This is a genomic window from Promicromonospora sp. MEB111, from assembly GCF_030209445.1.
Classification (GTDB): Bacteria; Actinomycetota; Actinomycetes; order Actinomycetales; family Cellulomonadaceae; genus Promicromonospora.
This window is the reverse complement of record NZ_JARVSD010000003.1, coordinates 333,030-355,999: the sequence shown is the minus strand read 5'-3', so window position 1 is coordinate 355,999 and position 22,970 is coordinate 333,030. Positions and strand designations below refer to the sequence as shown.

The 22,970-nt window shown below is 71.6% G+C and carries 14 protein-coding genes; 6 read left to right on the top strand and 8 right to left on the bottom strand.

Annotated features, from left to right (window positions below; genetic code table 11):
- Positions 1-23 precede the first annotated feature (23 nt).
- On the bottom strand, positions 24-857 hold the full coding sequence (locus QRN56_RS03445; RefSeq protein ID WP_285101155.1) for a class I SAM-dependent DNA methyltransferase: 834 nt from the start codon (positions 855-857) through the stop codon (positions 24-26).
- Between the two features lie 87 nt (positions 858-944).
- Positions 945-1,424, bottom strand: coding sequence for a GNAT family N-acetyltransferase (locus QRN56_RS03440; RefSeq protein WP_285101154.1), 480 nt, complete (start codon positions 1,422-1,424; stop codon positions 945-947).
- Positions 1,425-1,865: 441 nt separating this feature from the next.
- Between QRN56_RS03440 and QRN56_RS03435 the strand changes: the two genes are divergently transcribed.
- Positions 1,866-2,996, top strand: a complete 1,131-nt coding sequence (locus QRN56_RS03435) for a glycosyltransferase family 2 protein (RefSeq protein ID WP_285101153.1) — start codon at positions 1,866-1,868, stop codon at positions 2,994-2,996.
- Between the two features lie 272 nt (positions 2,997-3,268).
- On the opposite strand, the gene QRN56_RS03430 is transcribed toward QRN56_RS03435, so the two are convergent.
- Entirely contained in the window at positions 3,269-5,266 is a 1,998-nt protein-coding gene (locus tag QRN56_RS03430; protein WP_285101152.1) for a S9 family peptidase, read from the bottom strand.
- Positions 5,267-5,290: 24 nt separating this feature from the next.
- Here QRN56_RS03430 and QRN56_RS03425 point away from each other — a divergent pair, with 24 nt between their 5' ends.
- The gene (locus QRN56_RS03425) at positions 5,291-5,860 is read left to right on the top strand and encodes a PaaI family thioesterase (protein WP_285101151.1); all 570 of its coding nucleotides are present in this window, start codon (positions 5,291-5,293) and stop codon (positions 5,858-5,860) included.
- A gap of 195 nt (positions 5,861-6,055) precedes the next feature.
- Here the strand turns inward: QRN56_RS03425 and QRN56_RS03420 are convergent, their stop codons facing one another.
- Positions 6,056-6,541, bottom strand: coding sequence for a DUF456 domain-containing protein (locus QRN56_RS03420; protein ID WP_285101150.1), 486 nt, complete (start codon positions 6,539-6,541; stop codon positions 6,056-6,058).
- Between the two features lie 44 nt (positions 6,542-6,585).
- Between QRN56_RS03420 and QRN56_RS03415 the strand changes: the two genes are divergently transcribed.
- Positions 6,586-7,446 carry an arylamine N-acetyltransferase family protein gene (locus QRN56_RS03415; RefSeq protein ID WP_285101149.1) on the top strand — a complete coding sequence of 287 codons (861 nt, stop codon included), beginning with the start codon at positions 6,586-6,588 and terminating at the stop codon, positions 7,444-7,446.
- Positions 7,447-7,477: 31 nt separating this feature from the next.
- Here the strand turns inward: QRN56_RS03415 and QRN56_RS03410 are convergent, their stop codons facing one another.
- The 4 genes from QRN56_RS03410 to QRN56_RS03395 all read right to left on the bottom strand — a co-directional run bounded on the left by QRN56_RS03410 (position 7,478) and on the right by QRN56_RS03395 (position 18,191).
- Positions 7,478-7,831 (bottom strand): hypothetical protein, encoded by a 354-nt coding sequence (locus QRN56_RS03410; protein ID WP_285101147.1) that lies wholly within the window; start codon positions 7,829-7,831, stop codon positions 7,478-7,480.
- Between the two features lie 138 nt (positions 7,832-7,969).
- Positions 7,970-8,464 (bottom strand): hypothetical protein, encoded by a 495-nt coding sequence (locus QRN56_RS03405; RefSeq protein WP_285101146.1) that lies wholly within the window; start codon positions 8,462-8,464, stop codon positions 7,970-7,972.
- A gap of 2 nt (positions 8,465-8,466) precedes the next feature.
- Positions 8,467-14,970, bottom strand: a complete 6,504-nt coding sequence (locus tag QRN56_RS03400; RefSeq protein ID WP_285101145.1) for an RHS repeat-associated core domain-containing protein — start codon at positions 14,968-14,970, stop codon at positions 8,467-8,469.
- Positions 14,971-15,101: 131 nt separating this feature from the next.
- The gene (locus tag QRN56_RS03395) at positions 15,102-18,191 is read right to left on the bottom strand and encodes a LamG domain-containing protein (protein WP_285101144.1); all 3,090 of its coding nucleotides are present in this window, start codon (positions 18,189-18,191) and stop codon (positions 15,102-15,104) included.
- Positions 18,192-19,059: 868 nt separating this feature from the next.
- Between QRN56_RS03395 and QRN56_RS03390 the strand changes: the two genes are divergently transcribed.
- Genes QRN56_RS03390 through cobA form a run of 3 tightly spaced genes read left to right on the top strand, consistent with a single transcriptional unit; the run spans position 19,060 to position 22,959 of the window.
- Complete coding sequence (locus QRN56_RS03390) at positions 19,060-20,805, top strand: nitrite/sulfite reductase (protein WP_285101143.1); 1,746 nt, start codon at positions 19,060-19,062, stop codon at positions 20,803-20,805.
- Entirely contained in the window at positions 20,802-21,662 is an 861-nt protein-coding gene (locus QRN56_RS03385) for a phosphoadenylyl-sulfate reductase (RefSeq protein WP_285101142.1), read from the top strand. The genes QRN56_RS03390 and QRN56_RS03385 overlap by 4 nt, the downstream gene beginning before the upstream one ends.
- Positions 21,655-22,959: a uroporphyrinogen-III C-methyltransferase gene (gene cobA / locus QRN56_RS03380; protein WP_285101141.1), complete on the top strand. Its 1,305-nt coding sequence runs from the start codon at positions 21,655-21,657 to the stop codon at positions 22,957-22,959. Before QRN56_RS03385 ends, cobA begins: the two co-directional genes overlap by 8 nt.
- Positions 22,960-22,970 lie beyond the last annotated feature (11 nt).

Here is a 22,970-nt window from a genome sequence, read left to right as displayed (position 1 = left end):
CCCCGGGACCCGGCCCGCCCGGGTCAGGCCTTCTCCCACACCGAGACGTGGTTCTCGGAGTCCGCGGTGAACGGCGACCGGTCCCAGCCCGCCCAGCGGTGCCGGAGCCGGAGGCCGGCGATCCGCGCCATGAGGTCCATCTCGGCGGGCCAGGCGTACCGGAACGGCACCGAGCGGAACTGCCCGGTGCCGTCGGGCCGCACGGTCACGTGGTTGGACGTGAAGAGCTGGGTCGCCACGTCGTACCGGTCGAAGCCCACGTAGCCGGTGTCCCCGGCGGCGGGCGCGACGGCGAACGGGACCGTGTCCTGGCCGGGCGGCAGACGGCGCAGGCCCGGCACGCCCACCTCGATCAGGAACAGCCCGCCGGGCCGTAGGTGCGCGGCGGCGTTGACGAAGACGTCGACCTGCCCGTCCTGCGTGGTGACGTTGCTGATCGTGTTGAAGACCAGGTAGGCCAGGGAGAAGTCGCCCGGCCGGACGGCGCCGTCGAACCCGTCGAACCGGGTGGTGGTCATGTCGCCGATGGTGACGCCCACGGCGTCGCCGCCGGGCTTGCCGGCGATCCGCGCGGCCATGGCGCGGCTCAGCTCGATGCCGCCCACCCGCACGCCGCGCGCGGCCAGCGGCGCCGCGATGCGCCCGGTGCCGACCGCCAGCTCCAGCACGGGACCGCCGACCGCGAGCTCCTCCAGCAGGTCCACGGCGGGCGTCACGACCGCCGGGTCGTTCGCGCCGCCCGGACCGTCGTAGCCCACGGCCACGCTCTCGGGGAACTGGCCGTCGCCGGGATCGTCGCCGGGGTGGTGGGCACGGAGGTCGGGGATGTGCTCTGCGGGGTGCGCGTCGTCGGTCACGCGCCAGACGCTATGCCCGACGGCGGCGCCGGCCCAGTCCTTTTGGGTGCGCCCTCCAGCCGGTGAACCCTCGGGCCGGTGCGCCGCTCAGGCGTGCACCCGCACGAGCCGCATCGGCGTGTGCGGGATGCCGTCGTCGAGAAAGTCGTCGCCGTCCGCGACGAACCCGTGCTTGCCGTACCAGCCCGTGAGCGGCGACTGGGCGTCCAGCACGACGTCCCGGTCGTCGCCGGCCTCGTCGATGTACTTCAGGGCCGTGCGCATGACGTCGTCGGACAGGCCCTTGCCGCGGGCCTCCTTGGCCAGCGCGACCCGGCCGATCCGCCACACGTCGCCGTCGTCCAGCACGCGCGCCGTGCCGAGCACGCGGGTCCCGCCGTCGGACACGGAGTCGGGCGCGGCCTCGGCCAGCAGCACGACCTGCACGGCGCCCGGCTCGACGTCGCGGCCGTCGAGGTCGTGGTACGGGCAGTCCTGCTCCACGACGAAGACGTCCTGACGCAGCTTCCAGACCCCGTAGGCGATGGTGCTGTCGAGCCGGGCGAGCGGGGCGGTAATGATCTGCACGGGATCGATCCTCGCACGCCCCCGCCGCATCCCCACCGTGCCGCCGCGGACGAGCCGCCGCCGAGTCGGGGACCGCACGGGTGACACCTCCGCCGCGGAAACGATTTAAAAGGCCGCGTGAATACCTCGGCTCACCCATCTCACGGGTTTGTGTGCCACACCCGGACCCCCAAGTATCCCAAGAGGCCCAAGGGAGATCTTGAGCCTTTCTTGAGGGTCTTCGGCTGGGCCTTGAGTTCTGGGAAGCATGCTGAGAAAGGCCAATCAGACAGCCGTGAGAGGCATCTGGACGGCGGAGATACACGACATCACCAAAGACCGTGCATTGCCACGGGTCTCGTGATGAGCCGTACCGCACCACGCATTCCGGAAATCATCCGGAGGCGTCTTGGCGGTCATTGATCGCCCGCTGTTCAGAAGCCCTTCCCGGAGAGCATCGCAATGACCCACGTAGAAGCCCGCCAGCCGGCTCGTACCCGTCCCGTGCTCGCCGAGGCCCCGACGAGCCGCCCGACCCCCAGCCGCGTCGTGGTCCTGATCCCGGCGCACAACGAGTCAGAGGGCATCACCGAGACCGTCACGGCACTGAGCCGCCAGACCCGGCCGCCGGACGAGATCCTGGTTGTCTCGGACAACTCGACCGACGACACCGTCGACCTCGCAAGGCGCACCGGCGCCCACGTCACCGAGACGGTCGGGAACACCCACAAGAAGGCCGGGGCCCTGAACCAGGCCCTGTCCACGGTGCTTCCTCGGCTCGAGGACGACGACTTCGTGCTGGTGCAGGACGCCGACAGCGTGCTGGACCCCGGGTTCGTCGAGAGCGCGCTCGCCCACCTCACCGCCGACGACCAGCTCGGGGCCGTCGGCGGGGTGTTCCGCGGACAGGACGGCGGAGGGCTGGTCGGTCACCTGCAGCGCAACGAGTACGCGCGATATGCGCGGGACGTACGGCGCCTGAAGGGGAAGTGCCTGGTCGTCACCGGCACCGCCGCGGTGTTCCGCGTCTCCACGCTGCGGCGTGTGCGGGCGGCGAGGCTGTCGCACGAGATACCCGCCGGCGATGGACGCGGCGGCATCTACGACACGACGGTGCTGACGGAGGACAACGAGATCTCGTTCGCCCTGATGCACCTCGGCTACAAGATCCTGTCGCCCCAGGGATGCACGCTCACGACAGAGGTGATGTCGACCTGGCGGGACCTCTGGAACCAGCGCCTCCGGTGGAAGCGCGGCGCGATCGAGAACTGCGTCCAGTACGGCCTCACCCGTGTCACCGCGCCCTACTGGGGCCGACAGCTGGTGACCATGCTGGGAGTCCTGGTGACCACGGCCTACCTGGCGACGATCATCTGGTCTCTCGTGGCAGTTGGGGCACTCAACGTCCAGCCGTTCTGGCTGGCACTGACCGGCATTTTCGTCGTCGAGCGAATTATCACTCTGCGCGACCGTGGACTGGTCAGGCAGATGATCGCCGGCACACTTTACGAGCTGCCGTTCGACATCTTTCTGCAGGCATGCCACGGAAAGGCATATCTGGACACCGTGATGAACCGAGAAAGGAGATGGTGACATGTACAACGGAGCAGCACTGAGCACAATTGGAGGCGGCGGTGCGGCAGCCCTTGCCGCCACAGGCCCCGAGCATCTGCTGTGGCTCGGACTGGCGTCGTTCGCGCTCGTCGCAGCCGGAGCAGCCCTCCGACGGATCGTGCCCCGCAGGGAAGCGTGACCCCTGCGCGGCCACGGGTGCCCGCCACAGGTCTCTCTGTGGCGGGCACCCGTGTGCGCGGCGCGCCAGGACCCCGCACGTGCGGCCCGCGGGCGACCGCCGCAGCTCCACGTCAGGCGACGGGCAGGTACCGCCTCCACCAGTCGAGGATGATCTCGAACCGCTGCTGCCTGTGGCGCGGGCGCCCGGAGCGGGACAGCTCGTGGTTCTCGCCCGGGAAGACCACCAGCTCCGTCTCCACGCCGTTGCCCTTGAGCGTCGAGTAGTAGCGCTCCGCCTGCGACAGCGGACAGCGCAGGTCCAGCTCGGAGTGCAGCACGAGCGTGGGCGTCGCCACCTGCCCGGCGACGGCCTGCGGCGACTGCGCGGCCACCTGCTCGGGCTTCTCGCCCACGTACTCCAGGCCGAAGAACGAGCCGATGTCGCTGGTGCCGAAGAACACGTCGGGGTCGAGGAACCCGCGCTCCACGACCGCGCCCGCGAACCGGTGGTCGTGGGCGATGGTCCAGGCCGTGAGGTACCCGCCGTACGAACCGCCGAGCACGCCCACGCGGGACCCGTCCAGCCGCCCGTCCGCAGCGACCGCGCCGTCCAGGAAGTCCAGCACGTCGTGCAGGTCCACGGTGCCCATCGCCTGCTTGATCGTGCGTCCGTGCGCCTGCCCGTAGCCCGCCGAGCCGCGCGGGTTGCAGTAGACGACGGCGTACCCGGCGTCGACCAGCACCTGCGTCTCGTCGAACAGCCGCACGTCGTAGGACGCGTAGGGACCACCGTGGATCATCAGCAGGGTCGGGTGGGTGCCCGTCCCCTCGGGCACCGCGACCCAGCCGTGCACGGGATACCCGTCGCGCCCGGTCACGGTCAGCTCGGTGGGGGTCACGACGCCGGCCGCGCGCAGCGGCGCGGAGAAGTCCGTGCGGGGGCGGATCTCGCCGTCCACGACGACGCCCACCTCGCCGTAGGTGCCCGCGTCACCGTAGGCGACGGCGAGCGTCCCGCCCCCGACGCCGATGTCGGAGACGAGCACGTCGCCGCTGGTCAGCTGGGTTGTGGTGCCGTCGTCGGCGATGCGGACCACCTGCTGGGTGCCCCGGGACGCGAGCACGAGCAGCACGCCGCCGTCGGCCAGCGGCACCGGCTCGTGACCCAGCTCCTGCGTCTCCGGGTCGGTGAGCCGGCGGGGCTCCGGGTCGGCCCACGCGGACAGCACGTACAGGGCGGCGTTGCGGGCCACGAAGTCCTTGCCCTCGGGGCCGTGGTCCTGGGCGAGCACGTACAGCTCACCGCCCGGGCCGAACGCGACCGCCTGGGGACCGAGGGTCCCGAGCTCGACCTCGGAGCCGCCGCCCGCGGCCCCGGCCGCCAACGGCAGCACGCGCAGGATGCTGCGGCCCACCTGGCCCGCGCCCTGCTCACGCTCGGCGAGCACCGCGATCGAGCCGCCGTCGGGCGTGAAGGCGATCCCGCTGTGGTCGACGTCGTCCGTGGTCACCCTCCGGGGTTCCGGCACGGTGGGCCGTGGTTCGGCCGGGCCCTGCGGGGTCGCGACGGGCTGGACCACGGGCTCGGCGTCGACGTCGGGCACGTCGACGAGGTACACGTGCTGCGGGCGGTCGCGGTGGTAACCCAGGCCGTTGCGCGTCCAGCTCCACTCCGTGATGCGGCGCGGTCCCTCGGCCCCCGGCGCGATGCCCTCGACCGAGCCGTAGCGGCCCGGCTCGGGCTCGCGGCTCAGGAACGCGAGGCGCCTCCCGTCGGGCGACCAGCGGAACCCGCTCACGCCGAGCGTGCGGTCCGTGACCTGCACGGCCTCTCCGCCCCCGACCGGGAGCACCCAGAGCTGCGGGGCGCCCTGCGGCTGCGCGCGCAGGAAGGCGACCAGGGCGCCGTCGGGCGAGAAGCGCGGCTCCGTGTCGCGGAAGCCGCGGGTGAGGCGGCTGGGCTCGGCACCGGCGCCGGCGGCCGGGGCCAGCGGCACCCGCCAGAGCTGCCCGACGACGGCGTCCGCCTCCAGGTCGGGGCGGGTCACCGACACGACGGCCCACGTACCGTCCGGGTGGACGGCGGGCCGGGAGACGGTGCGGATCAGGGGGAGGTCGGCTGCCTGCATGAGCCGGACACTACCCTTGCGAGCATGTCCGAAACACAGCAGACCGATGCGCCGGGCGCTCACGAGGCCGCGACCGCGCACGAGGCCTGGGGCGAACCCCGCAGCCGCGACCTGACCTGGTACGACCCCCTCCGGACCGCGGCACAGGCACCGCTGACGTCCGGCGTCGAGTTCCTGCGCCGGATGCGCGACGGCCTCATCCCGCCGCCGCCGATCGCCTCCCACTTCGGCCTGGACATCGACGAGGTCGAGGAGGGGCGCGTGACCTTCCGGTGCACACCGGACGAGTCCGGCTACAACCCGATCGGCACGATCCACGGCGGCGTGCTCTGCACGCTGCTCGACACGGTGTGCGGCTGCGCCATCCAGTCGGTGCTGCCGCAGGGCAAGGGCTACACCTCGATCGAGATCAAGGTGAGCTACGTCAAGGCCGTGCGCGGCGGCGGCGGGCCGCTCACCGCCGAGGGCACGGTCGTCAAGGCCGGCTCCCGCGTGGGCTTCACCGAGGGCGTGGTGCGGGACGCGACGGGTGCGGTGGTGGCCACGGCGTCGAGCACCCTGCTGGTCTTCGACCTCCCGACGCCGGGCGCCTGACGCCGTCGACCCACCCCCGGCCGCGGCGTCGCCCACCCGCGCGCCCCCGGCACGAAGTGCGCTTCTACCCAGCCATTGGGCCCGAAAACACGCTGTTTTCGGGCCCAATGGCTGGGTAGAAGCGCACCTTCGCGGCTCGGCCCGACGTTCGCCCGGCCCGACGCTCACCCCGGTGCGGCCGCCCCGGCTGCGGCGTCAGCCCGTGATGAAGAGGCCGACCACCCACGCGCCCGTCGCGATCAGTGAGCCCACGAGCTGGACGCCGATCGTGATCAGCGTGGCCTGGACGGCGGCCTTGGTGGCGCCCCACGCGGCCGACACGTCCTTGCGGCGCGCCCACTCCAGCAGGAAGATCGCGGCGACGAAGAACAGGAACAGGCCGATCACCGGCACCACGAAGAAGCCGATGATGCCCGCGATGCCGCCCACGGCGAGCGTCAGCACCGGTACCTCGGCCTTGCGCATGTGCTTGCCGGCCAGGATCCACTGGAACACCTCGGCGACGGCGATGGCGACGGCGGCGATGCCGAACACGACCCACGCCTCGACGCCGCCGGTGAAGATGGCCCACACGAGGATGCCGCCCAGCACGAGCACGGCGCCGGGCAACACCTGGACGACGATGCCGATCAGCCCGACCAGGATTGCGACACCGACGAGTACCTCTGCCCAAACGTCCACGGCCGCACACTAGCCTGCTGGTGCAAATCGGACACCGAGCCCGGATGGATATCCTGCTCGCCATGGAGCACGAGGCGGCCGGCTACCTGGCCCGGCTGGGCCTGGAGGCGCGGCCCCCGGCGACGGTCGGGACGCTGTTCGAGATCCACCGGCGGCACGCGGAGCGCATCCCGTACGAGAACCTGCACACCATGCTCGGCGACCCGCCCGCGATCGGCGCCGCCGCGACCCTGGCGCGCGTGGCCACGGGCGGCAACGCGGGCTACTGCTTCCACCACAACGGCGTCATGACGACGGCGCTGCGGGCGCTCGGCTACGACGTCGTCCCCGCGTGGGGGCACAACTGGGACGACGAGGCCGAACGCCGGGACCTGCACGTCGGCCACCTGGCGCTGTCGGTGCGCGGCCTGCCGACCGACGAGAACCCGGCCGGCGTCTGGTGGCCCGACGTCGGCTGCGGCGACGGCCTGCACGAACCGTTGCCGCTGGCCGCGGGCGAGTACCGGCAGGGCCCGTTCACCTACCGGCTCGACGTGCGCGACGACGGCTGGACGTTCCACCACGACGCCCAGGGCAGCTTCGGCGCCGTCGACCTCTTCGACGAGGCGCTCACGCCCGAGCAGGCCGACGCCGCCCACCGCCGGCTGACCGCGCCGGACGGCGGGGCGTACGCCCGCAAGCTGGTGGTGCAACGCCGTCTGCCCGACGCCGCGGAGACGCTGCGCGGCTGCCAGTTCACGCGGACCGGGTCACGCGCCGAGCAGGTCGAGCTCACGACGTACGACGACTGGCGCGACGGCCTGCGGACGCTGGGCATCACGCTGCGGGGCATCAACGACGACGCCCTGCGGGGACTGTTCGACCGCAGCCTGGCAGCGCACCGGGACTGGGTGGCGACGCGCTAGCGACGCCGTCCTGCCCGGTGCGCGCCCGGTGTCAGTTCCAGAAGACCGCGACCCCGATGTTCACCAGGGTGAGGCCGAGCACGGAGCCCTTGAGGCCCTGCGACACGTTCTCGCCCTTGCGCACCGCGATCACGGCCAGCACGGCGACGGCGAGTGCGATCACGAGCTTGACGCCGATCTTCGCCATCGACGGGCCACCGTCGTCCCAGAGGCCGCCCATCTCGGCGATGCCGACCATGATGACGCCCGCGACGACGGCCCCCATGGCACCGTGCGAGACACCCTTGTAGAGAGCCTTGGTCCGCAGCGACGCGATCGAGCCGCCGAAGACGAGCGCCCAGCTCGCGAAGTGCAGGAACACGAAGACGTTGTAGAGGAACTCCATGGTCGGCAGCCTATCCGCGGCGGGGGTCCGAACCACCTGAAAACCTCACGCCCGGGGCGTTAGTGACAATTTTCACGAGGCGGTCGCGCCGTCGGCCCGCCCGCCCTACTCCGGGATCTCGGCATCCCATGTCGCTCGTCAGCCTGTCATGCCATGGTCCTGGTTGCTCTGACCTGCAGCCTCCACGACGGCCGAGTGGAGTTTCGGCCCCTCGCGCAGCACGCCGTTCGAGTCCAGGAGAACTTGTCGCGAGATCTGTCGACCGTCGCGCAGTTCGAGGACAACCCTCGGATGCACTGCCCAGCGCGACCACTCCGGCCTCCATTCCCCCGGCAGGATGTACGCGGATGCGACGTCCTGGGGCTGAAGCCGAACGGTACGAAGACGTCCGCGGACCAGCAGTGCTTCCCGACTCACCGAGACCCTTGTTCGACCAGCAGTGAACCACCAGTTCAGCACCCGCACCAAGCCAACAAGAAGCACGAAAACCGCAATCGTCACTGCGACACTGAGCGTCGCGGAAGAGTCCACCAGCCTGGCCGCCAGCAGACCCAGAAATGCAACGGACGCGAGAATCCCGGCGACGTAAACAGGCCTCCAGAGTTCTGATTTCTTGGATCGCAGCACGTACATTGCTATTTCTCGCCAATCAGACTGTTTCCACCACTACTGATTACCCCTGAAGTGGCAATTCCGGCCAGGTTTGACGTCACGTAGCTCGTGCCATAAAGACGTCTGACATCGGTCACTCCAAGAGCGTCGCCCACGGGATCGATGGACCGTGCCACACTCAGCGCCGGGTTGGCTGGCAGATCGCTCGCGAACCGCTTGACCACGCTCTTCGCCACAACCTTTCCTGCCGCACCGCCGCCGATCATCCCCGCTGCCGACACCGCCATCTTGTCCCATTTCCCCTGACGAGCATAGGCCGCAGTGTAGACGGCGCCGCAAAGCGTACCCGCAGCACCGAAGGCGAATCCGCAGGCAAACTCAATCGATTTTCCGACCTTGCTCTCCGTCATATATTCCGCCGCTTCACCAGAGGCGTCCCATGCCTTGTCCGCCGCGTCCATGGCCCAGTTCCCGACGCCCTTGAGCCAACTGTTCTTCTGCTCCCGCTTCTGGGTCTGCGCCTCACGCGCCTGCGCCGCCGCTCTTTCCTGGGCCTTGCGCTGCTGCAGCCGGCGCTGCTCCAGCCGCCGATGCGCCGCCGCAGCGGCCGCGATGCGGGCCTTCGCCCCGGGCGCGTAGCCGCCCTTTCCGTTGTAGACGGGCCGGTCCCCGATCGAGTTCGGCCCCCGGTACGAGCCTCCGTTGTTCCACCGCCCGGTGTACCCGGTGCGGTTCGGAGCGACCTGCCAACCACCCGATCCGGGCTTCCCCCGCGTGGGCGCCGTGTACGCACCGTCGATGAGCGGCCCGAGCAGCAGCCCGGTCGGGTCCGACCACGTCAGCGGGTTGTTGTTCGCGTAGGCGTACGCGTTCCACTGCTGCGGGTCGGAGAGGTCCATGACCGGGTCCACCGAGATGAACGACCCCAGCACCGGGTCGTACAGCCGTGCCCCGACCGCTGTCAGCCCCGTCGTGTCGGACGGTTTGTCGAGGAACCCGTGGTCCCCCACCCAGTCGGCGCTACCGCCCGCGGTGGGATCCGGCAGACCCGCCGCGCTGTCCCGTGACGCACCGAACGGGTCGGTGTACCGGCGCGTGACCTGGTTGGTCGTGTTCGCGATCTGGAGGGTCGCCGTGTTGTGGTGGTCGGAGAAGACGCTGGAGACGTCGGCGAACGCGGAGCCGTCCCGGACCGCCACGGTTCGACCCGCGAACGAGTAGTACCGGTTGGCCCGCACCTGGCCGGTCTGCCCGTCCAGCGTGATCTCCTGTCCCGGCAGGTACAGCGTGGTGTCGCCGTCCTGCTCGCGGATCAGGCGGTCGCCGTCGGCCGTGTACACGTACTCGTCCGCCGCGGCCTGCTCCGCCTCGGAGACCGAGCCGTCGCCGTCCGTGTCCTCGGCCACGGACTCGAGCTCGCCCTCCGTGTCCCAGGACAGCTCCTGGGCCTCCTGCCCCGCGACGGCGCGCCCCGTCAGGTTGCCGGCGTCGTCGTACGAGAACGTGCTGGTACCCAGGACGGCGCCGGCCGCCCCCTTCGCCGTCACCGAGGAGACGGCGTGCGGCCGCGCGGCTCCTGCGTCGGGCCGCGTGTAGCCGGAGGTGACGTTGCCACCGTCCGCCGTCGACTGGTGCAGCGTGCTGGACGTGCGGTTCCCCACGGCGTCGTAGGCGTACGACTTCCAGTACGGGTCCGCCCCGCCGAGCCCGGCGACGGACGGTGCCGTGGCGCAGTCACCGCTCGCGGGTGTCCACGCACCCGTGAGCCGGCGTGCCCAGTCGTAGGTGAAGCACTGCTGGTCGGACAGCTGGCCGCCCAGAGCCGGATCAGGGGTGTCCGCCACGGACAGGACGTTGCCGGCGTCGTCGTAGGTGTACGCGGCATGGCGCAGCTCGTTGAGCGGGTCCTCCGCCGTGCCCACCTGCTGCATCGTCGTCACGCTCTCGAGCCGTCGGGTGCCGCGGTCGTAGGCGGAGGTCTCCTGGTAGGTCTTCGTGTTGCCGGTCCGCAGGTACGACACCTCGCCCGTGGGAAGGTAGTCGGCCCGCACCACGTAGTTGCCCCAGCCGAATCCCCCGGTCAGGCCGTCCGCCGCATTCGTGGCGGAGTACTGGGTGGTCAGGCCTTCCGCCGTGATCGGCCCGGCACCGGGCACGCTCTGCGTCCTGACCCGGCCGTCCTTCGTGTAGGTGTACCGGTAGGTGTACTGCCCTGCCAGCCCGGCAGGCGTCGAGGCCGACTGGGGGATCGAGACCGTGGTGGCCGTGGGCTGGTACCGGTCGGTGAACCCGTCGACGGTCGTGGTGAGCTGCACGCCGTCGTGGTGCCGGGTGGCCGCCGTCTGCTGGCCCTTCACCACCGTGCCGCTCGTGAGCTTGTCGTACGACCACGACGCCCGGACCGTGCCGCTCGTGCCACCCGCTCGCAGGCTGGTCTTCCGGCCCAGGTTGTCGTACGTGTAGCCGAGGACCTCCCCACGGGCGTCCGTGGTGGTCAGGACCCGCCCCGCGGCGTCGTAGGTCATGGAGCCGTCGCCCTTGTCCGGGTCCGACGCGCTGGTCTGCCGACCGCGCAGGTCGTACCCGTACGACCACTCGTTGCCCGCGGGGTCCGCCATGCCGATCAGCCGGTCGGCGTCGTCGTACTCGTACGTGGTCACGTGGTGCGTGCCTGACGGCGACGCCCCCTCGTACTGCCACAGCTCGGACGTCCGGCCCCGCGAGTCCATGACGGTGGTGGTCGGGATACCGCCCTGCGGCGGGTCCACGGTGACCCGGTCACCACCGTACGACGTGGTGGTCGTCCAGACGTCCAGGTAGGCCGTCTCGCCGTCCGACTGGTCGCCCTCACCCGACTGGAACGTCTCCGAGACCGGCCGGCCCGCGCCGTCGAACGCGGTCACGGTGCGGGCGTCCACGGCCTTCGCGGACACGACCAGGGAGGCCGACGCCGCCCCGGTGGTCGACCAGCCGTCCCGCGTCACGGTGGTCAGGCCGCGCGAGTCGTACAGGGTGTCGTTCACGACCCGGCCGAGCACCGTCGCACTCGCCGAGGGGGCCTGCGTCTGACGCTCGCGCAGCAGCCCGTCGTACACGTCCGACGACGCGACGTAGCCCGAGGCGTCCCAGTTGAGGGTCTCGGTCAGCACGGTGTTCAACCCGGTGTCGGTCACCTGGTAGGTGAATTTCGAGGTGGGGTCATGCTGGTCGGGCACCCGCCCAGGCTCCCACACGGCGGTCAGCCGGCCGAGCGCGTCGTACCGCCCCTGCGTGACCTTCCCGTTCGGGTCCGTCGCCCGCGTCGGTGCTCCCCACAGTGGGTCGACGACGGTGGTCGTCACGTGCGACGTCAACGGCCCGGTCCCGTCCGGGTCGGGCGAGGTCGACGTGGTCGACCGGGTCAGGCCGCCGGTGTTGTCGTAGTCGGTGGCCGTCACGTTGCCCAGGGCGTCGGTCGCCGACGTGGGCTGCCCGTAGCTGTTGTACTGGGCCTTCGAGGTGTCGACGTAGACCGGCGCGCCCGACGCGTACCGGTCGGCCTCCTGCGTCAGGGTGACCAGGCCGCGGGAGGGTGTCGCGCCCACCGCACCCGTGTCGTAGGCGTACCGCACGTCCGAGACGACGTCCTGCGGCCGCGTCGCGGTCTGGTCGCACCGCACGCCCACCGTCTCGACGCGCTGGGCGGTGTTAAGGATGTTCGCGGTCGTGTTGCGCGCGTAGGTGGTCCGGGTACAGAGCTCGTCCCCGGTCGCACCGGTGCTGCCGTGCTCGGAGACGGTCTCCGGCATCCCGTAGGAGTCGAACGTCGTCTCCGTCAACGTGGTCCGCTCCCCGCCGGCGGCCAGCGGGGTGACTGTCTCGGCCCGCGCGATCTCGGTGTGGAAGGCCTTCTTCGACGTGTCGTCAGGGTCGGTGGCCGTCGCCGCCGACCGCCAGGGTGTGCTGAGGGTTCGTTCGACCACGTCGGACCCGTCGTAGGTGATCTCCTCGCGCACCATCCCGGCGTACTGGTCCAGGTCGTCGATGCCGTCCACCTGATCGGTCGTGGTGCCGCCCGCGCCGTTCCGGTCGCCGTGCATGCCGCGGAAGTACCGGTACGCCGTGTGCAGCTGCGGCGCGTCCTCCTCCCCGGGGGCACCGGTGTACACGTCCACCCGCGAGTAGCCGCGCAGCTCACCCCAGGTGCGGTACTTCGGCTTGATCAGCTCGCTGTCGGCGTAGTGCCACTCCGGCCCGCCGGTGTACTCGTACGTGGTGTCCACGGGCACCGTCCCCGCGACCCGCCCGTCCTGGGTCACCGACTCCACGCGGTAGTGGTGGAAGTACTCCATCACCTGCTCGGCCGCGCCCTCGGGGGTCCACCACACCGGCTGGCACCGCATCGAGTTGCTCTGCGGGCTGTCCGGCAGGTTCGACGTCGAGCACTCCCGCCCCGAGTACGCGATGGTGGTGAGCCCGCCGGCCTCGGTCCGGATCTCGTCCAGCCGGTACCGGGTCATGGCCGGGCCCAGGTCACCCGTGGTGTCGACCCGGTTGTCCTTCTGCGCGCCGTGGAACCGGACGTCCGGAAGCGCCACGTCGGCCGCAGCCCCGCCGAGGCCCGTGTGCCGGATCGACTCCAGCCACAGGGCCGGGCTCTGCCCGTCCCCCACGTCCGGGTAGGTCTGCGTGAGGCTCCACCTGTCCACCGGCACGAGCGTGCCGCCGTCGCGGATGTTGGTCGTGACGTCCGTCAGACGCTTGCGGTCGTAGAACGCCGGCGAGGTCTGGGGGCACGTGGTGCCGGACGTGCAGATCAAGTCCTGCGGGACGTCGGGCCAGTGGCTGCTGTTGGCCGCGTTCAGCTTGCTCGCCGCGCAGTCGAAGTCCGCCGTCGGGACGCAGCGCTCGGCGTAGCCGAAGGAGATCTCCGCGGGCGCCGCGGTCGTGGCGCCGGCGCGCGTGCCGTAGGTCGCCGCCGCCAGCCGGGCCCCCGACACGTACTCGGTGGTGGAACCGTGGGAGTTCAGGTTGTGCCCGTACCGGTTGGTCTCGCGCTCGTAGGTGTACGAGATCGTGTTCCCCGACGTGTCCTCGACCTGGTCGAGGTTCCACCGGTACGGCATCTGCGCGCACGACGAGTCGGCGAACGCCGTGGCGTGGCACGGCTCGCCCGGGTGGTTGCCGTACACGCGCACATACTGGACGGACAGGGACGCGACGCCGGTGCTCGTGAGCCCGCCGCCGAACGTGTACTTCGTGCCGTCGTCGGTGGTCACCACCCAGTGCTCGCCGTCCTGGCCCCCGCCCGAGCCGCCCGTCGCGCGAACCACCTTCGTGTTGTCGTCGTTCTCGGGGCGCCACGTGTTCGTGCTGCCCTCCCGGACCAGCTCGGTCGAGGACCCGTTGAACACGAGGGTCGCGTTGTTCGACTTCCAGCACAGGTCGCCGGTGTCGCGGGTGGCGTTGTTCGGCGCCTGCTCCTTGACCGCGGCCTGGTCCTCGGAGCACGGCACGTACTTGCGCTCCACGTACCCCGAGAGGTTGGCCTCCCACCCGTCACCGACCTGCGACGCCTGGGAGTTCGCGGAGACGACCCGCCCGTCCAGGCTCGCGGAGGAGTACGACAGAGACAGCTCCGGCGCCAGCCCGCCGGGGACCGGCGGCGTACGCATCGGGTAGGGCCAGGAGAACGCCCCGCTCTGGGTGGACACGTTCCAGGACGCCGACGGCGACAACGACGTCGCACCCCAGTCACCGGCGGAGCCGGCCGTCCCGGCCGTGACGGCGAGGACCAGCAGGTCGTCGGCCGCGCGTGCGGACCGCGCGGGAACCTCGACCTCACCGATCAGCTCGAGGGTCCGGGGATCAAGACGCGCACCGGACACCGGGGTCGCCTCCCGGCAGCCGGCGATCTCCGGCGAGGTCACCGCGCACTCCGGCAGCCGGACCAGCCGCAACCGGTGCACGAGGTCGGCACCCGCACCCGCGAGGTAGGACACGTCCAACCCCACGCGCACCTGGCCGCCCGAGGTCGGTTCGACCGTCGCGGCGCCCACGGCGTCCACGGCCCGGAGGGCGACCACCGGGCCGGCGATGCCCAGCGACTCGGCGGCGGATCGGGTCAGGTGCTCCACCTCCACCGGCCCGGCCGCCGGCCGCAGGCCCGCGGGGCGGAGCTCCACGCCGAGGCCACCGGCGAGGCCGTGCACGCCGTCGGCCTGACGGCGTGCCTTCGAGCTCACGTCCGCGCCGGGTTCGGTGGCAGGCAGGTCGAGGGTGACCGCACCGCCGTCGGGAACGACCACCGTCGTCGGCTCGGCGCTCGGCATCGAATCCCGTTCCGCGGGACCGGCCGCCCGGGCGTCGTCGGACGTCAGCTCGGTCGACTCGACGAGATCCACCTCCGGAGCCTCGAACCCGAGCGAGTCGGTGTAGTCCCGCGCCTCGTCGAGCGTCATGCTCTGCCGCTCGGCCGCGTCGATGCCCGCCGCGACCGCGGGGGCCACCACAGGACCCGCCAGGACCAGCACCAGGGCGCCGGCCACCACTGCCGCACCACGCCCCGAACCCTGACGCCGTCGTCTCGCTCCACGATCCCGCACGCTGTCCCCCACTGCTCGGCCCCCTCGCCGGCTCGCTTCCTGAGTACCGGACCTGTCCGTTCCTGCCGCGCTCGTCACGGGACGTCGGCCCCGGTGCAGATGTTCGACAGCGTGTCCTCGTCGTAGACGTGCCCCGCGGCGACGCGCACCTCGTCCACGGCCCCGTGGAAGGGCAGGACGGGGTTGCCGTCGCTCATCCCGGACCCGAGGCGCAGATGGCCCGCCACGCTCCAGGGGTTCCACGTCTCGCCCACCCCGATCACACCGTCCCCGTCCTCATCGGTCTCGAACGCGGCGACGTCGCCGGCCTGGGGACGCTCCGTCGGGAAGGCGAACATCGGGCAGGCCCAGGCCTGCAGCGACTTGTCGGTGGCGTCGTACACGCCGACCACGTGCGTCCACTGCCCGACCACCGCCGGGACCGGGGTCCGGGAGATCACGTTCGGCGAGTGGGGGTCGTTGTCCCGCGCCTGCCAGAACGCCCAGCACGGCGCCACGTTCCCCACGTTCGCCGGATCGGCGTCGGTCGGACAGCTCTGGCTCGTGGTGAACCCGAGGTGGAAGCTGGAGCGGTAGTCCCCGTCCACGGTCTCGGCCGACGACGGTACCTGGGTGACCGCCACGCCGGACTCCGCGACCGAGTCGGCGCGCAGGAACGCGGAGACGGTGAACGACTCGGTGCCGTTGACCACGGGAGTCACCGACGTGGCGACGTCGTCGCTGGTGGTCGGGTCGGGGTTGAACAACCAGGCGCCGTCCGGCACCCGGCCGTCCGGGTTGCCCGACGGGTCAGGCGGCCACAGGCCCTGCGGCTCGGTGCCCCGGGTCCAGGTGACCCCGCCGGTGGCGGTCAGCGGTCCGGCCGTCGACGCCCCGTCACCGTTCGCCGCGGTCACCGACGATGTCCCCTCGGACCAGCCGGAGTCGTTGAACTGCCAGTGCGCGGTGGTGGACCCGAAGCCCACGTAGAACTCGTAGACGGTCGGGTCGGAGACCAGGCCGGCGGCGTCTTCCGAGTAGACGGCGACGTAGTTCAGACCAGGCCTGGTGATCGGTATCCCGATCGTCCCCGGGCTGCCCGGGGACGACGGCGTCAGCTGGTTCTCGAACGTCTGCGTGTTCAGGGAGTACCAGTACCGGACCACGTCGGTCGATCCGTTCGGCGAGAACGTCGCCCCCAGGGCGACGCCCACGCTTCCGGCGACCTGCCCCTCGGGGTAGTTCGAGCTGGTCACCACGGGTGGGTTCGGGTCGGACGTGTCCACCGTGAAGAAGCACAGGGGCGAGGCGCTCCACTCCGTCGTCGCCGTGTGGTCCGAGACCGTGTCGGTGGAGGCCACCTGGACCCGCCAGCGATACGTCTTGCCGGACTCCAGACCGGCGCTGCCCGGCACGGTGGCAGAGCGCACCGTGCTCGCTCCCGCCGGGGCGGACCACTCCGAGTCCCAGATCGGCGCACCGGTGTCCTGCGACTCCACCCGGAACCGGATCTTGACCCCGGTGGTGCCGTCCGGCTCCGAAGCACTGGCGCTGATCTGGGGAGTGGCGTCGCGCACCACCACCCGGTTCGCCAGGTCCGTGCAGGCGAGAGGGGCGGCCCCGTCCGCAGGCACGATCTGCGTCTGGTTCTGGGTCGGGGGCAGCGGCGGACGGTCGAACAGGATCGACAGCGTGCCCGAGGAGCCGGTATAACGCTTCCACCAGCTCATCGACGTCTCCGAGACGGCACGCATGCCGACGGTGATCCAGGACTCGTCCCGGTTCGCCGCCGTCCGGACGCGCGGCGTGACGTCGAACTCGGCGCGGGTCGTCCGGCTCGCGCAGCCGTCCCGGTGCGTACCGGTCCACCGGTCCTGCACCGCGTTCCAACCGATGTCGTCCCAGACGGTGGACGAGTTGATGTTCTCCGCGATGCCGTAGACGTCGACGGACCGGGCGTTGCAGTCGAAGCTGTGCGTACCGGAGACGGCGAACTCCGCCCGGACGACGTCGGTCCCGGTCAGCTCGGCGAGCGTTACCCCGTCGGTGCCGTACCGCAGGTTGCTGAACCGCCACAGGAGCCGCTGGACGTTGCGCTGCGTGCACGAGGTGTTCGCTGCCGGGTCACACAGGCCAACACCCTCGTCCCCCGAGAACCGCCAGTGGGGGGTGTTCTTCCAGGCCGAGTAGTTCTGCACCATGGCCCACCCTGCCGGGCTCGGGGACCCGATCTTCGGGTCGAGCAGCAGCGGCATCTCGAGGTCCGGGTCGGCGAGCATCTCCGCGTCCGGTGTCACGGTCACGTGTCCGCCCTGCTGTGTCTCCTGTACGTCGACGCCCATGGTCGCCACCGTGTCCCCGGCCACGGGGTTCTCCAGGCGCGTATCGCCCTTCTCCGACCCGGAGACGTCCAGGGTCTCGGCGGAGAACGCGGCTGCGCGGTCCGTCGTGCCGAGTGCCGGCTCGTCCCAGGCCGTCGACCCGGCCGAGTCCCACATGAGCGCGGGGCCCGACTCCCACACGGTCACGCCGCTCGGCTCGACGACCTCGAACCCGGGACCGTCCGCGGCTCGGCGCAGGTCGAGACCGTCGGCGGTCTGGAGGGTGAAGTCGAGCTCCAGGTCGGCCGCCCCACCGAGGAGATCCTCCCGGAGGTGGTCGAGCGCGCTACGGTCGGCGACCCGCACGACCGGCGTCGCGGTGGTGCCGTCCTCGTTGACCGACACGATCAGGTCGACGCCCTGGCCGAAGGAGTACGTGACGCTGCGAGCGGCCTGGTCGACCACACCGGCCGTGGCGTCCGACGCCGGGAGCGACGCGGAGAACATGCTCACCCGCTCGCCGGGCGCACCGAGCGTGACCAGCGGCAGACCGGCACCCGCCGGGCCACCAGGGTTCAGCCAGACCGGTTCCACCCCGCCCGTCACCGGGATCATCCCCGCGAGCTCGCCGGCGCTCTCCAGCACGTCCTGGATCTGCACGTCGACCGGAGCCCATCGACCGTCGCCGTCGCCGTCCTGGCGGACCGCGCCGGCCGAGTAGTCCATCCGCAGGTTGCCCGACGCCGTCACGACGCCCGTCGTGAACTCCGACAGCGTCTCGCCCACCCGGGTCTCACCGCCGCACTCGACGGCGACCTTGGTCGCCTCGTCGAGGGTGTCGACCTGCTGGGGGCAGTCGGCCACGACGGCCGGCCCCGCTCCGGATCGCTCCGTCGCCGTCGTCTGTGCGGCACCCGTGCCTACCGCGGTGCTTGCCGCAAGAAGCACCGCCAGCGGGGCCGCCAGCACCAGACGTGAAACTCCAGCTCGGGTGCCACCGGACGTTCTTGCGCGAACCTGCATGAGACGACTCCCCCACCGCGACGACAACGTGCACGGGCGCGGATCGACGCATGGCGGTCGAGCTCTTGCGCTGCCACACCTCGCCCCTTGCCGGTGTGCCCAGACCTTCGCAGGTGGGTAAATAAGCGTCAACTGGGTTTATGTGGCGAAATACTTTGATCAGGGCGATCGGACAGTGAAAATTCACCCGACCCATCCACAGGGTGAAAAATCTGCGGGCCCGTGCGGCCGATCGGCGCCGCCGGACCGCATCACCCCTGTGGACGGCCGTTAACAGACTCGTTACATGAACATTGGCTCCTCATGGGGTGCACTCGACGCGGCCGCACGAGATTTCCGACCGTTTAGGTCGGGAAATGCATAGGCAACATTGATGCACCCAATAGACATCCACTATATGGACATGGTCTTCCACCCGTCCGAACCCGCGGTTACGGTCTTCGCCATGACCAAGGCAGCGCGCATCTCCCTCGTGACAACTCGTCACGAGATGCCCATGTGTGCCATGCCGACCTGTGCCTGCGACCGCTGTCGCAGCTGTCAGCCCTGACGCGCCCCTCGCCCCCTGCAAGGTCAGCGCGCGCCGCCGGCCCGCAGCGCTGAGTCCCTGGTCATCCCCGGGAACCGGCCACCTGTGCCCGCACGACGCGCACCACTCCCCCCAGCACGCCCCACGCCCGCGCGCCCCGCACCGAACAGGACCCCGCACATGGTGAACACGGCCCCCACCCCGCCCGAGACCCGTACCCCTGCACGGCGCACGCCCACGACGTCGAAGCGCCCGGCCCGGCCGAACGGCCAGTGGAAGGTCGACGGCACCGCGCCGCTGAACCACAACGAGGAGTTCAAGCAGGAGTCGGACCCGCTGGAGGTCCGCGACCGCATCGAGCGGATCTACGCCAAGGAGGGCTTCGACGCCATCCCCGGCGACGACCTGCACGGCCGGTTCCGCTGGTGGGGCCTGTACACGCAGCGCAAGCCCGGGATCGACGGCGGCAAGACCGCCACGCTGGAGCCGCACGAGCTCGAGGACAAGTTCTTCATGCTGCGCGTGCGGATCGACGGCGGCGCTCTGACCACCGAGCAGCTGCGCACCATCGCGGGCATCAGCACGGAGTTCGGCCGCGGGTCGGCGGACATCACCGACCGACAGAACCTGCAGCTGCACTGGATCGAGGTCGAGTCGGTGCCGGAGATCTGGCGGCGGCTGGAGGCCGTGGGGCTGAGCACCACGGAGGCCTGCGGCGACGTGCCGCGCGTCATCCTCGGCAGCCCCGTGGCGGGCGTCGCCAAGGACGAGCTGATCGACCCGACGCCCGTGATCGAGCAGATCCAGGAGCGCTTCATCGGCGATCCCGCCCTGGCGAACCTGCCGCGCAAGTTCAAGTCGGCGATCACCGGCCACCCGAGCCTGGACGTGGTGCACGAGATCAACGACATCTCGTTCGTCGCCGTGGACCACCCCGAGCTGGGGATCGGCTACGACCTGTGGGTCGGCGGCGCGCTCTCGACGGCGCCGCGCCTCGCGGAGCGCCTGGGCGTGTTCGTCACGGAGGAGCAGGCGCCCGACGTCTGGCACGGCGTGGTCCGGATCTTCCGCGACTACGGCTACCGCCGGCTGCGCAACAAGGCACGCCTGAAGTTCCTGCTGGCCGACTGGGGCACCGAAAAGTTCCGCGAAGTTCTCGAGTCGGAGTACCTGGGCTACCGGCTGCCCGAGGGCGTCGCCCCGCCGTCGCCCGCCTCGCTGGGGCTGGACGAGCGCGGCGACCACGTCGGCGTGCACGAGCAGCACGACGGCCGGTTCTACATCGGCGCCGCGCCGACCGTCGGCCGCGTCTCGGGCGAGACGCTCGCGCGGCTCGCCGACCTCGCCGAGGCCCACGGCAGCAGCCGGGTGCGCCTGACGCCGCAGCAGAAGCTGCTGGTCCTCGACGTCGCGCAAGAGCAGGTCGAGCCGCTGGTGACCGGCCTGGCCGAGCTGGGTCTCCAGGCCCGGCCGAGCCCGTTCCGCCGCAACACCATCGCCTGCACGGGCATCGAGTACTGCAAGCTCGCGATCGTCGAGACCAAGGCGACGTCGGCCGCGGCGATCACGCAGCTCGAGGAGCGCCTCGGGGACCTGACGCACCTCAAGCCGCTGAGCCTGCACGTCAACGGCTGCCCCAACTCCTGCGCGCGGATCCAGACGGCCGACATCGGCCTCAAGGGCCAGCTCGTCATGGACGACGACGGCAACCAGGTGCCCGGCTTCCAGGTGCACCTGGGCGGCGGCCTGGCCTCGACGGACCGGGACGACGCCGGGCTCGGGCGTACCGTGCGCGGGCTCAAGGTGACCGCCGACGGCATCGGCGACTACGTGGAGCGGGTCGTGCGCCGGTTCGACGCCGACCACGACGGCGACGAGACCTTCGCCCAGTGGGCGCACCGCGCCGACGAGGAGGCCCTCCGATGACGGCCACCGACGAGGCGCCCGCCTCCTCTCTCGCGCTCTCCGGGCTCGGCCCGGGCGAGAACCCGCGCCTGGCGCGGGTCCGCGCCCGCGCCGCTGCCCGCGAGAGCACCCGTGACGCCCGCCGGGCCGCCCGGGCCACGCGCCGCCGTCGGACTCCGGAAGAGCTGCGGGCCGTCGTGGAGCGCGGCCAGGCCCAGTTGCACGCCTCCCCGGGCAGCCCCGAGGCGGACGCCGCGGCCGTCATCGCCTGGGCCGTGCGCGAGTTCGGCCCGTGGATGGCCGTGGCCTCCTCGATGCAGGACACCGTGCTGTCGCACCTGGTGGCGCAGCAGCTCCCGTTCGTCGACGTGCTGTTCGGCGACACGGGCTATCACTTCGCGGAGACCCTGGGCACCCGGGGCGCCGTGGAGATCGAGCTGGACGTGAACGTCGTGGACGTGCGCCCCGAGCTGACCGTGGCCGAGCAGGACGCCGCCTACGGACCCCGGCTGCACGACACCGACCCCGAGGCCTGCTGCGCGATGCGCAAGGTCGCGCCGATGAAGAAGGCGCTGGAGGGCTACGAGGCGTGGGCCACCGGCGTGCGCCGCGAGGAGACGGCGGCGCGGGCCAACGCGCCCCTCGTGTCCTGGGACGAGCGCAACGGCGTCGTGAAGATCAACCCGATCGCGGCGTGGACGGACGACCAGGTCGCGGACTACGCGGCCCGGCACGGGCTCATCGTGAACCCGCTGCTCACCGACGGCTACCCGTCCGTCGGCTGCGAGCCCTGCACCGCGCGCCCGCTGCCGGGGCAGGACGCGCGCTCGGGCCGCTGGGCCGGGCGCGACAAGGACGAGTGTGGTCTCCATGTCTGATGCCGCACGGTCTGAGGCCGCACAGTCCGGCGCCGGCCAGATCTATCCGCTGGGGCTCAAGGTCGCGGGCCGGCTCGTCGTCGTGGTCGGTGGCGGGCCCGTCGCCGCACGCCGCGTCCGTTCCCTGGTCGACGCCGGCGCGCGGGTGCGCGTGGTTGCGCCGCATACGGTGCTCGGCGAGCAGGGGCTCGCCGTCGCGTCGGAGCCCATGGACGGCGAGCCCGCACCGGGAACCGTGCAATGGGTGCGGCGCGAGTACCGCACGGGCGACCTCGACGGCGCGTGGCTCGCGCACATGGCCACGGGTTCCGCGGTCACGGACCAGCAGGTGGCCGACGACGCCGAGCGCGCCCGGGTCTTCTGCGTCACCGCGGGCGACGCGTCCGTGGGCAGCGCGTGGGTCCCGGCCGTGGCCCGAACCACCCTGACCGACGGCGCCGAGGTGACCGTCGCCGTGACCGCCGGCCGGGACCCGCGACGTGCGCGGGCGATCCGGGACGCGGTGGCGGGTCAGCTCCAGTCGGGCGCGCTGCCGCTGCGGCGTCAGCGGGCTCGGGCAGGTGCGGATGCGGACGGGGCCGCGCCCGGCCGCGTCTGGCTCGTCGGCGGTGGCCCGGGCGACACCGGCCTCATCACGGCGCGGGGCCGGAGCGTCCTGGCCCAGGCCGACGTCGTCGTCGTGGACCGGCTCGGCCCGCGTGCCCTGCTCGACGAGCTCGCGCCCGAGGTCGAGGTGATCGACGTCGGCAAGACCAGCGGGAACCACCCGGTGCCGCAGCACGAGATCAACGCGCTGCTGGTCCAGCACGCGCGGGCGGGCCGCGACGTCGTGCGCCTCAAGGGCGGCGACCCGTATGTGTTCGGCCGCGGGGGCGAGGAGCTCGCGGCCTGCCGCGCGGCGGACATCGCGGTCGAGGTGGTGCCGGGCGTGACGTCGGCGGTCTCCGTGCCGGCGGCCGTCGGTATCCCGGTGACCCACCGCGGCATCGCCCGCGGCTTCAGCGTCCTGACCGGGCACGACGGCGCCGCGCAGGTGCCGGGCGGCCCCGACCACACGCTCGTGCTGCTCATGGGCGTGACCCACCTGGCCGACACGGCGACGGCACTGATCACCGCCGACCGCCCGGCCGACACCCCGGCCGCCGTGGTCGAGGACGGCTACGGCCCGCGCCAGCGCGTCACGGTCGGCACCCTGTCCACGATCGCGGCCCGCGCCGCGGCGGCGGGCGTCAAGCCCCCGGCCATCATCGTGGTCGGCGACGTGGTCCGCCTCAGCCCGGCCTGGCCAACCCCCTAGCTCGTTGAGTG